Genomic DNA, 14764 nt, shown 5'->3' on the forward strand with positions numbered 1-14764 from the left:
TTCTCGCAAAGCTCGTCAGGATTATTATGGCAAAATTACCTTTTCTTTTATTCAGGAGTTTGAGGCTTTCACATAACAGTACTTGTCTTTGTATTGAAAAATGTGTCCGTCAGTCAGGAACTAAGGTTTTTTAGTCTGGCCAAATCTTCCTCGTTGATGGGTTGATAACCAAAATTTTTAGCCAAACGATTGACAATCTCCACGAAAGTATCGTGGGTATCGGCGATAGTACCATCAAAATCGAACACTACTACTTTAATTGTCATCTTGTGCGGGGTGAGGGGAATGGGCTAAATTAGCTTGGGCATTACGTCGCCACTGCTGGGGTTTAATTCGACGCAAGGCCGACGAGATGAAACGACGATCCCACTCCTCTATAGTTAGATTAGCTAATTCCTCCAACCTTGGCGAGAGGTTTTCGGGACGAGGTTGAAAATCCTCCACGTCGGTAACTTGGGCAAAACGTTGATTCCAAGGACAGACATCTTGACAGATATCGCAGCCGGCTACCCAACCTTGTAAATTCTTGGCAATTTCTGTAGGCAAAGTTACAGCACGATTTTCGATGGTATGGTACGCAATACAGCGATTAGCATCCACCACATAGGGACTAACTATTGCTTGGGTCGGACAAGCGCTTAAACAACGGCTACAGGTGCCACAATGGTCACTATGGGGTCGATCGGGTTCTAAAGGTAAATTAGTTAATATTTCGGCTAAAAAAACCCAACTGCCGTAATTGCGGGTAATTAAGTTACCATTCTTGGCAATCCAGCCGATCCCTGCTCTTTGCGCCCAAACTTTATCCTGTACCGGTCCTGTATCCACATAGTAACGGGTTTGAATTTGCTCCCCCTGACTTTCTAACCATTGACTGAGGGCTTTTAATTTTTTACTTAATACTTTGTGATAATCCCGTCCCCAAGCATAACGGGAAATTTTGCCGTGGTTTTGCTCTTGACTGTGTTGCTGGGGGGTGTAGTAGTTAAGGGCGAGACCAATTAGCGATCGCACTTCTGGCCAAAGAGTTTTGATATCCTGTCGTTTCGGGTTAGTCATCCAATCCATATCAGCGTGATAACCCCGCTCTAACCAGTTGTTTAGATGGGATACCGCCAAGTCTTGACTATCCACAGAGGCAATACCGACCCCATGGAAGCCCAACTCTAGCGCTTTTTCTTTGATTTGTGTTTCTGTCAGCATAGACATATCTTAAGTCAAGTATTTGTAACAATTATTTACAATTATCAATTTATTGAGCCAAATCCCAGGCTGAACAGTTAGAAACCATGATCAACGAAGAAACTGTGGTTCCCGTCCCCGCTATATCGTCCTCATACTAAATCCAGTTATTAAAAACTGATTATTTATTCTCCGTTTTGCCTTTTGCATGAGTAGAAAAGGGGTTTCTCCGAGAAACCCGTTTTCTGTGCGTTACTCAACGGATTTAGTATAACTATTGACTTGCTGAATTAACACCTGTCCCCAAAATGACTTGTACTTTGCTAGTACAATTATAGTAAAACAAGAAAGATTAAAACAAATAACCATGTCTCAACCGATTACCATCGAAGATATCTATAAACTTTTTGAGAAAACTAACGAAAAGTTTGAACAATCACGCCAAGAATACGATCGCCGGGCCGCCGAAGCCAAGGCCGAAGCCGATCGCCAGGCTGCTGAATACGATCGCCGGGCTGCTGAATACGATCGCCGGGCTGCGGAAGCCAAGGCCGAAGCCGATCGCCGGGCTGCCGAAGCTAAGGCCGAAGCCGATCGCCGGGCTGCCGAAGCCGATCGCCGTTTAGCCAAGCTAGAGAAAACAGTGGCTAATACCAGTCGTGCGGTGGATAGTTTAACCACTCGCTGGGGAAGATTTGTCGAGGAATTAGTCGAACCTGCTGTTATTAGCCTATTTCGTGGCAAAGGTATCGATGTTAAAGAAACCTACAGTCGTGCCAGGGTAAAACGGCAAGGAATAGCCATGGAGATTGACATTTTAGCCGTCGATGAAACCGAGGTAGTTTTAGTAGAATGTAAGTCTCGTTTATCGAAAGATGATGTCAACGAGTTTTTAGAAAAATTAAGTCGATTTAAACAAGCATTTCCCCATTATAAAAACTATCAAGCTTACGGTGCAGTGGCGGGAATAGAAATAGACGAAGGAGTAGATCGTTATGCCTATAAACAAGGTTTATTTGTAATTAAACCATCGGGAGAAACGGTAGAAATCATTAATGATTCTGGTTTCGAGCCTAAATTATGGTAGGAGAAAGATGGTTCCTTCATCTGGCAAAGTATTGGCAGCTGGTCTAACTTTTCCAACCTAGCACTAGACTAACCTATGGATAGGATGCAGAATTAGTAAGTACCTAGGCAAAATTAATTACACATATCTAACCCCGCTCTTGCCTCTTGCCTCTTGCCTCTTGCCTATCTTCACTAGGAAATTAATTTTGCACGACTACTTATTCATATCTTGATTCAGTAACGCTTTGCCTAATTAATTTTTGAGGATTCAAAAACGGCAAAAATAAGGATTAAATAGCATAAAATCTGTGAATATAGCGTTTCCTAAGCTAGTGAGGTACACCTGTTTTTCTTCCCCTTTGCCTTTTGCCTCTTGCCTTTTGCCTAAAAACCATAACTTTTATACCTCAGCAGACTGAAAAACGCTATAGACCATTTAATTGATTATTATTCATGCTTACTTCTCCTGACTACTGACTACTGACGACTGACTGCTAACCCTAACAACAATTTTTGATTTTTAAGTACCTAGGCAAAATTAATTACACATATCTAACCCCGCTCTTGCCTCTTGCCTCTTGCCTCTTGCCTATCTTCACTAGGAAATTAATTTTGCACGACTACTTACCAGAGGTTTAGTAACGTCTTGTCCTAAAATTGCCAATAGCCAGTTTCAATGCACAAGAGCCTGATGGCTAAAAACTGGCTCCAGTTTTTGCCCGGGATAGCACAGCTTGATCGCAGTGGATCGTAAAATGGGATAATGCTAACTTTGAGAGTCAGAGAGACTATGAGTGAATTCGACTACGATTTAATTATTATCGGTGCTGGAGTTGGTGGCCACGGGGCAGCCCTACACGCAGTCAAATGTGGGCTAAAAACAGCTATTATCGAAGCCAAAGATATGGGAGGAACCTGTGTCAATCGCGGTTGTATTCCCTCTAAAGCTTTACTGGCAGCCTCGGGACGAGTGCGAGAATTAGCCGATACTGACCATCTAAAAAGTTTAGGTATTGCCATCGGTGGCGTTAATTTTGACCGTCCGACAATTGCCGATCATGCTAACAACCTTGTCAGTAAAATTAGAGGCGATCTCACTAATAGTCTTAAACGTCTCAAGGTTGATACTATCCACGGTTGGGGAAAAATCGCCGGCCCGCAAAAAGTTAGCGTCATCGGTGATAGTGGCGAAAAAATCTACACCGCTAAGGATATTATGCTCTGTCCGGGGTCGGTTCCCTTTGTCCCACCGGGGATCGAGATCGATCATAAAACGGTTTTTACCAGCGATGAGGCCGTTAGATTAGAAACTTTACCCAAGTGGATCGCAATTATCGGTAGTGGTTATATCGGTCTGGAATTTTCGGATATATACACCGCTTTGGGTTGTGAAGTGACGATGATCGAAGCTTTAGATAGTCTCATGCCTGGATTTGACCCAGAAATCTCGAAAATCGCGGAAAGAGTTCTGATTAAACCTAGAGACATCGAGACTTATGTGGGAGTTTTGGCAAAAAGTATTAAACCGGGGAATCCTGTGGCCATTGAACTGGTGGACGCAAAAAGCAAAGAAGCGATCGAAATTTTAGAGGTAGATGCTTGTTTAGTCGCTACAGGAAGAATCCCCGCGACCAAGAATCTCGGATTGGAATTTGTCGGGGTAGAACTGGATAAACGCGGTTTTATTGCCGTTAATGACAAAATGCAGGTAATTCAGGACGGTGAACCCGTTCCCCATCTTTGGGCCGTGGGCGATGCTACGGGTAAAATGATGTTAGCTCACGCTGCTTCGGGTCAAGGGGTAATAGCCATTGAAAATATCTGTAATCGCCCAAAAACCATCGATTATCGCAGTATTCCCGCTGCCGCTTTTACCCACCCCGAAATTAGTTATGTGGGTTTAACGGAACCGCAAGCAGAAGCTTTGGCACAGGAAGAAGGGTATAAGGTCGCTTCTGTCAAGACCTATTTTAAGGGAAATTCTAAGGCTTTAGCGGAAGGAGAAACGGAAGGCATCGCTAAAGTCGTTTATCGTCAGGATACGGGGGAATTACTCGGTGTTCATATTATCGGTATCCACGCATCGGATTTAATTCAAGAAGCGGCCAATGCGATCGCTGAACGCCAATCCGTCCATGAACTCGCTTTCCGCATCCACACCCATCCGACTCTCTCAGAAGTCCTCGACGAAGCTTATAAACGCGCTGAAGTGGCAGCATAGAGTCAGTTATCAGTTATCAGTTATCAGTTATTAGTTATTAGTTATTAGTTATTAGTTATCAGCTTCTGAAGGCAAGAGGCAACAGGCACTCGTGCAAAAGACAGAATCTAGCAATTCTCCAAGTTTCCGACTCCTGAATTCTGACTACTTTCTCTTTTTTTACTTTTTACTTTCAAGATTATGTTTGGATTAGGTTGGCCAGAAATAGTAATTATTGCTGTGGTTGTTCTCCTGATATTTGGACCGAAAAAAATACCCGAATTTGGGGCAGCTTTGGGGAAAACTTTACGGGGATTTAAGGAAGAAATCAATCAAGATGAGCAAGAAATTGAAGACAGTGATGAGAAGATGAGATAGATTTCGCCCTTATGAAACTCCGCTACAGCAGTTATCAGTTATCAGTTTTGAGTATTAAGTGAGCATCATCAAATAGCAGTTTTCTGCTGTCTTTTCACTGATTACTGTTTACTGATCACTGATCACTGAATATCTGCTTCTCCCCCCACCACCACATTGCGGATACGGAGACTGGGGCCACCGCAGCCGACGGGTAAACCACTTTGACCCCCTTTTCCGCAGCCTCCTGACTCGTCCCAGTAGAAATCATCAGCAATTGCCTCAATATTGGCTAGGGTTTTAAAGACATTACCGGAGAGAGTCACATCTTTAACCGGTTCAGCAATTTCTCCATCGCGAATCATCCAAGCTTCCCCGGCGCTAAAAGTGAACATTTCGCCGTTAGTCATGCCTCCCTGCCAATTTTGGGCATAAACTCCCGTTTTTATCCCCGAAAATAACTCTTTAACGGGAGTGGTTCCCCGTTCAATCCAAGTGTTGGTCATGCGGACAATGGGCGGATAATGATAATTGAGACAACGGGCGTTACCGGTCGGTTTTTCGCCTAATTTGCCCGCCGTTTCCCGCGAATGCAGTCTTCCCACCAAAACCCCATCTTTAATTAACTGAGTCGTCGTCGCGGGGGTTCCCTCATCGTCATAAAAATAACTGCCCCGATGACCTTCCGGATAGGCCCCGTCAAAGATTTGCAGGTTATCTGGTCCAAAACGTTTGCCCATACTCATCACTTCCAAAAGGTCGGGATTTTCGTATAACATATCTGCCTCGGAAAGGTGGCCAAAAGCCTCATGGACGAACAGACCGGTTAAAATGGGATCGATGACGACGGTGTAGGTATCGCCCTTGACAGGGGGCAAAACTAGGGCTTGTACGGCCCGTTTAGCCGACCCTTGCACCTGTTCTTCTAAATTGATCAGATCCTCGAAAGCTTTTCGGGATCCCGTGGTTTCCCGGCCCGTTTGTACGCTGTCCCCATCCCTAGCGGTGGCCGAAAAACGCATTTCTAAGTCCGACCATTTTTGTTCGATTAAAGTCCCGTCAGAAGTGCCTAAAAGAATATGTTGACTGCTATCGCTGTAACGGACGGAAGTGGTGGCAATACTGGCATGATGTTGACGCAGTAAGTTATTATAGCGATCGCAGAGGGCTTTTTTATCGGCTAATGGTACTAAACGGGGGTCCGTTCCCGTTAAAGGCAATTCACAACTAATAATTACAGGTTCTACTGGAGCAATCAGGGTTTCTTCTTCCCCAATTAAACGGGCAGCAGCGATCGCATCTTCTAATCGTTCCTGTAAACTGGATAATTGATTAAAGCTGGCAAATCCCCAACCTCCTTTATAACAGGCGCGTACCTGACCACCGATAGCAATACCTTCGCTGAGGGTTTCCACTCGTTCGGAACGTAGTAGAATATTTGTCCCCCGCGCTTCTTCCAGACGAATTGTCAGGAAATCGACGCGGTTTTTATAACGGTTAATCAGTTCACTAATCAGGTTTTTATAATCGTTTAGAGTATCGGTCATGGGAATTAGGAATTAGGAAGTGGGGTGTGGGGTGTGGGGTGTGGGGTGTGGGGTAGTGGGGTGATGGGGTGTGGGGTGTGATGGGGTGTGGGGTGTGGGGTGTGGGGTGTGATGGGGTAGTGGGGAGATGGGGTAGTGGGGTGATGGGGTAGTGGGGCATTTGGCTGAAATTTCCCTAAACCCCTAAATCCCTATATCCCCTTTCTAACTGATAACTGATAACTGATAACTGATAACTGATAACTGATAACTGATAACTGATAACTGATAACTGATAACTGAAATTAGGCGAGATAATCCTGTAAAGCTTTCACCTCTAAAGGTTGGGATTGCAGGGATTTTAAGGCCGCTACTGTCGCTTTTGCCCCGGCGATAGTGGTGATAATTGGTAACTTATAATCGAGGGCAGTACGGCGAATTTGTCGGCCATCGTTTTGGGATTCTTCACCACTGGGAGTATTGACAATAAACTGAATCCAGTCATTTTTGATCCAATCGATAACGTGGGGACGACCTTCGTGAATCTTTAGCACTAAATCGATATTTTCGCAACCGTTTTCTAACAAAACTTCACGAGTTCCCGAAGTGGCGACGACGCGAAAACCGAGGGATTGCAGATCCTTAACTACGGGAACCATGGGGGTTTTATCGCGATCGTTCATCGAGACAAAAACCGTCCCACTGGTGGCTAAAATCACGCCGGCGGCCATTTCCGCTTTAGCGAAAGCTTTGCCAAAATCGCTGTCAATCCCCATTACTTCCCCTGTAGAACGCATTTCTGGTCCCAGGAGAGTATCAGCACCGGGGAACTTCTGGAAGGGTAAAACCGCTTCTTTCACGGCAATATGACGGGGAATTGCTTCGCTGATGATCCCCAATTCTGCTAGGGTTTTGCCCGACATGACGAGGGAGGCAACTTTTGCCAGAGGAACTCCCGTTGCTTTGGAAACGTAGGGAACAGTACGACTAGCGCGGGGATTCGCTTCTAAGATATAAACTGTCTCCCCCTGCACCGCATACTGGATATTCATCAAACCGATTACTTTTAAAGCTTTCGCTAGTTCCACCGTCCATTGTCGAATTGTGGTTAAAACCGAGGCACTCAGGGACGTATGGGGGATAGAACAGGCAGAATCGCCCGAATGTACGCCCGCTTGTTCGATATGTTCCATTAATCCCCCGATAACGACTGTTCCCGTCGCATCTGAGAGGGCATCCACATCCACTTCGATGGCATTTTCGAGGAATTTATCGATTAAAATCGGGTGATCCGGTTCTATCTGTACTGCGTACTTCATATAGCGTTCCAATTCGCTATCGGAATAGACGATTTCCATCGCCCGACCGCCTAAAACGTAGGACGGACGTACTACCACAGGATAACCGATGCGTTGAGCCACTGCTTGGGATTCTTGGAAATTGCGGGCAATACCGTTGAGGGGTTGTCGGATATCTAATTCTCGGAGGATTTTTTCAAAACGTTCCCGATCTTCGGCGGCATCGATCGAATCGGGTGAAGTTCCCCAAATTTTGGTATTTACGGGACAATTAGGCGATTCTAAATATTTTTGCAGGGGAACCGCCAGTTTTAAGGGAGTTTGCCCACCGAATTGAATAATTAAACCCTCTGGTTGTTCCGCTTCGATGATATTTAAGACATCCTCTTTGGTCAGGGGTTCAAAGTAAAGGCGATCGCTGGTATCGTAATCGGTGGAGACAGTTTCCGGGTTAGAGTTGACCATAATCGTCTCAAAACCGGCTTGACTGAGGGAAAAAGCGGCATGACAACAACAGTAGTCAAATTCTATCCCCTGGCCGATGCGATTGGGACCACCACCGAGGATCATCACTTTGCGTTGATCGGAGGGTAAGACTTCCGATTCTACCTGTTCGTAGGTGGAATAATAATAGGGTGTTAGGGCCTCAAATTCCGCCGCGCAGGTGTCCACCATTTTATAAACGGGAATAATACCTAAACCCTTGCGATAACTTCTCACTTCGTCCTCGCTGCTGTTGGTGGCGAAGGCGATTTGGCGATCGCTAAATCCCTGTTGTTTAATAGCGAATAGGTCCTCTTTGCCGAGACTTTTCAGGGGAGTTCGTTTGAGAAACTTCTCGGTTTCCATCAAATCGGCCAATTTATCGAGGAACCAGGGATCAATCCCGGTTAGTTCGTGGATTTCCGACCCATTCATGCCCAATTTAAAAGCATGATAGATACTATAAACTCGTTCGGGGTTAGGTGTCCGCAAACCGGCCCGGACTTCCGAGAGAGGGGGGAGAGTTTCGACTTTATCGCAACCAAAGCCAAAACGTCCCGTTTCTAGGGAGCGAAGCGCTTTTTGAAAGGATTCTTGGAAAGTTCGACCGATAGCCATGGCTTCCCCGACGGATTTCATCTGGGTGGTTAGAATCGGTTGGGAGCCGGGGAATTTCTCGAAGGCAAAGCGAGGAATTTTGGTGACGACGTAATCGATAGTCGGTTCAAAGGAAGCCGGGGTTTTTTTGGTGATATCGTTGGGAATTTCGTCTAAAGTGTAGCCTACTGCTAGTTTAGCGGCAAATTTAGCGATCGGGAATCCCGTGGCTTTCGATGCTAGGGCCGAAGAACGCGATACCCGGGGATTCATCTCAATCACGATTACGTCGCCGTTAGTGGGATTAACGGAGAATTGGATGTTCGATCCGCCGGTTTCTACGCCAATTTCCCGAATAATTGCCTTAGAATAGTCCCGGAGGCGTTGGTATTCTTTGTCGGTCAGGGTTTGGGCGGGCGCAACCGTAATCGAGTCGCCGGTATGGACCCCCATCGGGTCAAAGTTTTCGATCGAACAGATGATCACCACGTTATCGGCTAGATCGCGCATGACCTCTAATTCGTATTCTTTCCAGCCAATTAGGGATTTTTCGACGAGAATTTGCGATGTAGGCGAACAATCTAGACCATACTGGGCCATCGGTTCAAATTCTTCTTGGTTATAGGCAATACCGCCCCCCGTTCCTCCTAAAGTGAAGGCCGGCCGGATAATGAGAGGATAGGAACCGATCTGATGGGCGATCGCTTTTGCTTCTTCTAAATTGTTGGCAATCCCCGAAGGACAGACGGGAACACCGATTTTCTCCATTGCTTTTTTGAATAGTTCCCTATCTTCGGCTTTTTCAATAGCGGGAAGTTTTGCCCCGATCAGTTCCACGTTATATTTTTCTAAAACGCCGCTTTTGGCCAAAGCTACGGCGGTATTTAGGGCAGTTTGACCGCCCATAGTCGGTAGAATGGCATCGGGACGTTCTTTGGCGATAATTTTCTCGACAATTTCCGGCAGAATTGGTTCAATGTAGGTGCGATCGGCCATTTCTGGATCGGTCATGATCGAGGCGGGGTTAGAATTGACTAAAATTACCTCATAACCTTCTTCTCGCAGGGCTTTACAGGCTTGAGTTCCCGAATAGTCGAATTCACAGGCTTGTCCGATGACAATTGGGCCAGCGCCCAAGATTAGGATTTTCTGTAAGTCATCACGGCGTGGCATAGGCTTAGGTTTGCTTGAGGATAAACCCCAATCATTGTATATGTTGTCACCCCTCTATTCCCTAAAGCTTTATTTAGGTTTAATGACCTTATTCTAGCTGTCAGCCTTGAATCAGTGATCGGTGATCAGATCTGAGCCTTGCACTAGCGACTGTTCACTATCTCCCCGCTCCCCAACACCCAACCGATCACTGGATAGGTACTGATACTATTTGGGAACGATTGTCAAACAATTGTAAAACTTCGTTATATTTAAGGAACATTTGAGAGACTAAGGAGCATCGGAGTTGTGGCTTTATACGCAGATTTGCATCGGCATTTAGGGGGATCGGTAGTACCGAGAATTCTCTGGCGCTACTTTCACAGACATGAGCGGGATTTAGCGGCCAAATTCCAGGAATACCCCGCTTTTGAGGAATTTTACACCCGTGAACGCAATAGTTTAGATGAGTATTTGGAATTACATACCCTAGTCGAAAGTGTTCAAACCGCCCAAACTTTGCCCTATTTTATTTATCGTCTGATTCGCGGCGCTTACATCTTCGAGAATCTTGCCTATTTAGAATTGCGCTATACTCCCTACTATCGCACCGACGAACATTTGAACCAAACAGAGCGAATCGAGCAAATGCGCTCGATTGTCGAGATCGTCGGTCAAGCCTCGAAAATGAGCGAATATCCGATTATTACCAGTCAAATTCTCTGTATGCACTCGCGACTTCCCTCCGAAGTCAACAAAGCGATCGTTGATCTGGCCCTAGAGATGAAAGAATACGTCTGTGCGATCGATATTGCCGGGGGTGATTCCTACTACCAAACTCGACTAGAGGAATTTGCTGGTTTATACAGTTATGCCAGGGAAGAGGGTTTAAATACCACCGGCCATCTTTACGAAACAAAGGACGGTTGTTATCCCCAATTACTGCCCTATCTGCAAAGAATTGGTCACGGCATTCAAATTCCCCTACAATATCCGGAATTGCTGCCGGAAGTTGCCCGTAGTCATCAATGTTTAGAAGTCTGTCCCACCACCTATTTAAAAACTGGCACCCTCAAAAGTTTATCGCAATTAAAGATAGTCTTCGATCGCTGTTTTGAAGCGGGGGTTGATATTGCTATCTGTACCGATAATGCCGGTTTACACAATGTCCGGCTGCCTTTCGAGTACGAAAATTTACTCACCCTAGATGTGATCGATTTTCGACAATTACAAGCTTGTCAAGATGCGGCTTTTCGTCATGCTTTTGCCTGGCCCTACAGTCAAAAACCCGCCTCACTTTTAACTGGTTTGTTATCAGTGGATAATCCCAAATTACCGGTTTATCAGTAACAGAATTAACTTTAGTTCGGGTTAAGCAACTTCTAACCCGATTTCCCATCGGGGTTTTTGCCCCTCCCGAACTACTGAATCTTGATTAAACTCAACCCAAAAAGAGTATAGGTACAGAGAGAGCCGAGACCGAACATCAGGGAACGAGCGATTGGGACATTAGTGATATAAAAAAGGGAAAATAAAAGCCGGAGGATCACGAAAGCGATCGCACAGGTAGCGGCCAGGGATGAGGAGACTCCTGTAACGTAGGCCATGAGAGCGGCGGCACTATAGATCATAAAGGTTTCAAAACCATTTTGATGGGCCCAAGTTGCTCGTTTAGCGTAGTCTGGGAGTTGGTCGAACATGGCCCGGGGAGCGGAGGTATTGTAACCCACCTTAGCCCTAGCGTAAGCCACCAGCAGAAAAGGTAGATAGACACAGATAGCGGCAGCCACTATCGAATAGAGAAGAATGGCACTGACGGAGAGATTCATCGCTGAATTTAGTCAAAATAAAATAGGGTAACTAGCTTGCGTTGATCTTCCGCTTCCGCGCAGGTTTGCAAAAGGGTCTGACTGTCGTGGAAAGCAAAACAGATTAACTGTTGACAACGATTGATAATCTCGCGATTACAGAGGCTGCTGGCTTCCCCTAGGGATAGATGGTCATTTTCGGGACATTCCACCAGATGGATAACCTGCTGGAGTTGTTCTTGGGATTCCAGGGGCTGGCGATCGAGACTTTGGGGTAAGATCACGGTTAACAGATTAGGATCTGCCCGCATTGCCCCCTTAATGACGGCGGAATTGGTTCCCGTCGCCCCGGAGGTCATAATCCGATTGCCCGCCAGCACGAGGGCATAGGCCATCATTTCGATCAATTGCTGGTGCGTGATGGGAACGTGACGGGAACCCAATAAAGCGACGCGCTTAGAACCGGTCTGCTGAATGGCGGCTAGTTCTTGAGCTAGAGTGTCTAGGGTGTTAGTGGTATCTACAGATTGACTCAAAGACTTTTACTGCAAATTCGGACTGATTAACCGTCCGTTATTGTAGCATCGAATTGTCATAATCGGAAATTTGGCCCAAACAACCCCAGCTACCGATCGAGGTGTTCTTTCTGTGGTGGTCGCCTATGATCCCCCAGAAATTGTTATTGGTGGGGAAGTGCCTCTAGATTCTGCGGTAAGATAGGTGCATAGACGATATTTACCCCAGAGCCATGACCACTTCTCCTGTTCCCCAAGGGGACGATTTTAGCGATCGCCCAATCCGTCCCGTACAATATCGGGATTTGGAAGACATTGAAGCTTTAACCCTGGATGACTTCGATGAGGATATTGATCGTCGCGCCCAAAATTTCCGCACCCAGGTGCAGCAGGTGCGGCCTTGGTTTGGGTTATTTAAAATTCTCAGTTTTTTTCCCAATCCTCTCCAACACCGTTTTCATGTCTATGTGGCTGAGGCCATGGCCAATCGGGGAGAAGAAGGGAAAATTCGCGGGGCCATCCAAGTCACCCCTTTTAATAGTAGTCGCAGCACTTGGCGGGTGGAACAGGTGCGGGTGCATCCGGCGGAGTCTTTAAGCGAACCCAAGGGCATCGGGGCGCAATTACTGCGTTATTGTCTAGAAACGGTTTGGGAAGCGCGCACCTGGGTGTTAGAGGTTAATATCAATCAAAAGGACAGTTTGGCACTTTTCCGGCAACACGGTTTTCAGCCTTTGGCGGAATTAACCTATTGGTCTTTACCGCCGCAATTATTACAGGAATTGGCGAAACAAGAGCCAGATTTACCGAATTTACTGCCCGTGAGCAATGCTGACGCTCAATTGCTTTATCAGTTAGATTGTGTGTCTATGCCGCCGCTACTGCGTCAGGTATTTGATCGCCATATCCAGGATTTTAAAATCAGTTTAGTTGATAGTTTGCTCGGTCGCTGTCAAAGTTGGTGCGGCAGTCCGCAAATTAGTCGCGGTTACGTTTTTGAACCGCAACGAAAAGCGGCGATCGGTTATTTTGAATTAATTCTATCTAATCGGGATGAGCGACCCCATCAAGCGAAATTAATTGTCCATCCCGCCTACACTTGGCTCTATCCTAAGTTGTTAATCCAGATGGCCCAGATCACTCGCAAGTATCCCGCTCGCTCGCTAGAGTTGATATCTGCTGATTATCAGCACGAAAGACGGGAATATCTGGAACAATTGGGAGCGATCCGCAGTTCCCACACCCTGATGATGTCGCGCTCGGTATGGCACAAAATCCGCGAAACTAAGCCGGAAAATTCCGCCCTGGCAGAAATGCTGCAGGGTTTACAACCGGTGCCGCGAACTCCCATCCCTAGTCGGATGTCTTGGTTAAAATGGCCCAATAATCCCCCCCTGGACTCCCTCGACAGTCCGGGGGAACTTCCCCCGGTCAAACCGCCCTCGGAACCCCCCGATCAGGGGCATCCAGTGTGATGGAAAGAGTCGCCGCCCTCGGCTTAGATATCGGCAAAAAACGGGTAGGAGTGGCAGGATGTGACGGCACTGGTTTAATCGCCACCGGTTTAACCACGATTATCCGTTCTTCCTTTGTTGCCGACATAGCACAGTTTGAGGCAATTGTCAAGGAAAGAAATATTAAGATTTTGGTAGCGGGACTGCCCTATACCATGGCCGGGGAGTTAGGATTTCAGTCCCAACAGGTGCAAAAATACGCCCAGAAACTAGCCATCGCCTTAGATTTGCCCCTCGAATACATTGATGAGCGTTGCACGTCCCTAGAGGCGGAAGAATTCTTAAAAGCCAAAAAACAGTTTTCCTCTTGGGATAAGGGAGCGATCGATCGGGAAGCGGCGGCGATTATTTTACAACAATGGCTCGATCGCCGACGGAGAGTTAATACTGTTGTTTGAGGAGATAACGGCAAGGGAACTGGTAGCCAAAGCCTCTATTGACACTCCCCGAAGTGCTTATGGGAGGGAGTGTCAACTCTACCAACCACCGCCGCCGCCGCCACCATCGCTACTGCCGCCGCCGAAACCACCACCATCATAACCACCACCACCATAACCATCATAACCGCAATAGTCGCTATTGCCGCTGCTACCACCACCGCTGCCACCTCTACCGCTGCCACCAACGGCACAACGAAAATAAACAAAATATAGAATTAACATCAAGGGAAAAGACACCCCCACCATCAGGATAGCCAAAACAAGATGAAGAATGGAAATTGCGATTTGAGGCTTAAATTCAGTTTGCCGCAACCCATAAGCACTACGGAGAAACCCGCTCACAACTGTTACACCCGCTCGAATACCCTCTTCGTAGTTTCCCGTTTTGAAGCTGGGAGTCATGTAGGTGTAGATAATATCCTTGACCTGAGCATCGGGTAAAAATCTTTGGACTCCATAACCGGTCTCGATTTCTATCCGTCTATCCTTGAGGGAAACGAGGATTAAACCCACATTCCGCACCCTAAAGTGTCACATTGAAAATTTTATCTAAATCGTCAAAACGATTGCCGGCTCTGAATTACAGGCTAATTTGTTTGCCCAGCAGATGCACAATTAGCCCTA

Annotated in this window: 12 protein-coding genes and 1 pseudogene; 6 read left to right on the top strand and 7 right to left on the bottom strand. The window is 46.5% G+C overall.

Annotation, left to right across the window (positions count from 1 at the left end; genetic code table 11):
- Positions 1-116: 116 nt before the first annotated feature.
- Both EWV68_RS07920 and queG read right to left on the bottom strand, forming a co-directional pair.
- A pseudogene (locus EWV68_RS07920) lies at positions 117-266 on the bottom strand (HAD hydrolase-like protein); the annotation flags it as partial.
- The gene (queG, locus tag EWV68_RS07925) at positions 256-1203 is read right to left on the bottom strand and encodes a tRNA epoxyqueuosine(34) reductase QueG (protein WP_287169415.1); all 948 of its coding nucleotides are present in this window, start codon (positions 1201-1203) and stop codon (positions 256-258) included. The pseudogene EWV68_RS07920 and the gene queG, both read right to left, overlap by 11 nt.
- A gap of 346 nt (positions 1204-1549) precedes the next feature.
- Here queG and EWV68_RS07930 point away from each other — a divergent pair, with 346 nt between their 5' ends.
- From EWV68_RS07930 to tatA, 3 genes are all read left to right on the top strand, one after another.
- On the top strand, positions 1550-2269 hold the full coding sequence (locus tag EWV68_RS07930; protein WP_287169417.1) for a DUF3782 domain-containing protein: 720 nt from the start codon (positions 1550-1552) through the stop codon (positions 2267-2269).
- Between the two features lie 771 nt (positions 2270-3040).
- Positions 3041-4471: a dihydrolipoyl dehydrogenase gene (lpdA, locus tag EWV68_RS07935; protein WP_287169418.1), complete on the top strand. Its 1431-nt coding sequence runs from the start codon at positions 3041-3043 to the stop codon at positions 4469-4471.
- Between the two features lie 180 nt (positions 4472-4651).
- The gene (gene tatA / locus EWV68_RS07940; RefSeq protein ID WP_002733416.1) at positions 4652-4828 is read left to right on the top strand and encodes a twin-arginine translocase TatA/TatE family subunit; all 177 of its coding nucleotides are present in this window, start codon (positions 4652-4654) and stop codon (positions 4826-4828) included.
- A gap of 122 nt (positions 4829-4950) precedes the next feature.
- Here the strand turns inward: tatA and EWV68_RS07945 are convergent, their stop codons facing one another.
- Together EWV68_RS07945 and carB are read right to left on the bottom strand one after the other, a co-directional pair.
- The gene (locus tag EWV68_RS07945) at positions 4951-6354 is read right to left on the bottom strand and encodes a TldD/PmbA family protein (protein WP_287169419.1); all 1404 of its coding nucleotides are present in this window, start codon (positions 6352-6354) and stop codon (positions 4951-4953) included.
- A gap of 284 nt (positions 6355-6638) precedes the next feature.
- Positions 6639-9884 (bottom strand): carbamoyl-phosphate synthase large subunit, encoded by a 3246-nt coding sequence (gene carB, locus EWV68_RS07950; protein WP_287169420.1) that lies wholly within the window; start codon positions 9882-9884, stop codon positions 6639-6641.
- 288 nt (positions 9885-10172) lie between these two features.
- On the opposite strand from carB, the gene EWV68_RS07955 reads away from it, so the two are divergent.
- On the top strand, positions 10173-11213 hold the full coding sequence (locus tag EWV68_RS07955; RefSeq protein ID WP_061432304.1) for an adenosine deaminase: 1041 nt from the start codon (positions 10173-10175) through the stop codon (positions 11211-11213).
- A gap of 71 nt (positions 11214-11284) precedes the next feature.
- Here the strand turns inward: EWV68_RS07955 and EWV68_RS07960 are convergent, their stop codons facing one another.
- On the bottom strand, positions 11285-11692 hold the full coding sequence (locus EWV68_RS07960) for an MAPEG family protein (protein WP_287169421.1): 408 nt from the start codon (positions 11690-11692) through the stop codon (positions 11285-11287).
- Positions 11693-11700: 8 nt separating this feature from the next.
- On the bottom strand, positions 11701-12207 hold the full coding sequence (locus tag EWV68_RS07965; protein WP_002741066.1) for a hypothetical protein: 507 nt from the start codon (positions 12205-12207) through the stop codon (positions 11701-11703).
- A gap of 212 nt (positions 12208-12419) precedes the next feature.
- Between EWV68_RS07965 and EWV68_RS07970 the strand changes: the two genes are divergently transcribed.
- Positions 12420-13661, top strand: a complete 1242-nt coding sequence (locus EWV68_RS07970; RefSeq protein WP_061432306.1) for a GNAT family N-acetyltransferase — start codon at positions 12420-12422, stop codon at positions 13659-13661.
- Positions 13661-14098, top strand: coding sequence for a Holliday junction resolvase RuvX (gene ruvX / locus EWV68_RS07975; protein ID WP_061432307.1), 438 nt, complete (start codon positions 13661-13663; stop codon positions 14096-14098). Before EWV68_RS07970 ends, ruvX begins: the two co-directional genes overlap by 1 nt.
- A gap of 78 nt (positions 14099-14176) precedes the next feature.
- Here the strand turns inward: ruvX and EWV68_RS07980 are convergent, their stop codons facing one another.
- Positions 14177-14653 carry a TPM domain-containing protein gene (locus EWV68_RS07980; RefSeq protein ID WP_287169423.1) on the bottom strand — a complete coding sequence of 159 codons (477 nt, stop codon included), beginning with the start codon at positions 14651-14653 and terminating at the stop codon, positions 14177-14179.
- Positions 14654-14764: the final 111 nt, after the last annotated feature.

The sequence above is a fragment of the Microcystis sp. M_QC_C_20170808_M9Col genome, from assembly GCF_007095495.1.
Lineage (GTDB): Bacteria > Cyanobacteriota > Cyanobacteriia > Cyanobacteriales > Microcystaceae > Microcystis > Microcystis aeruginosa.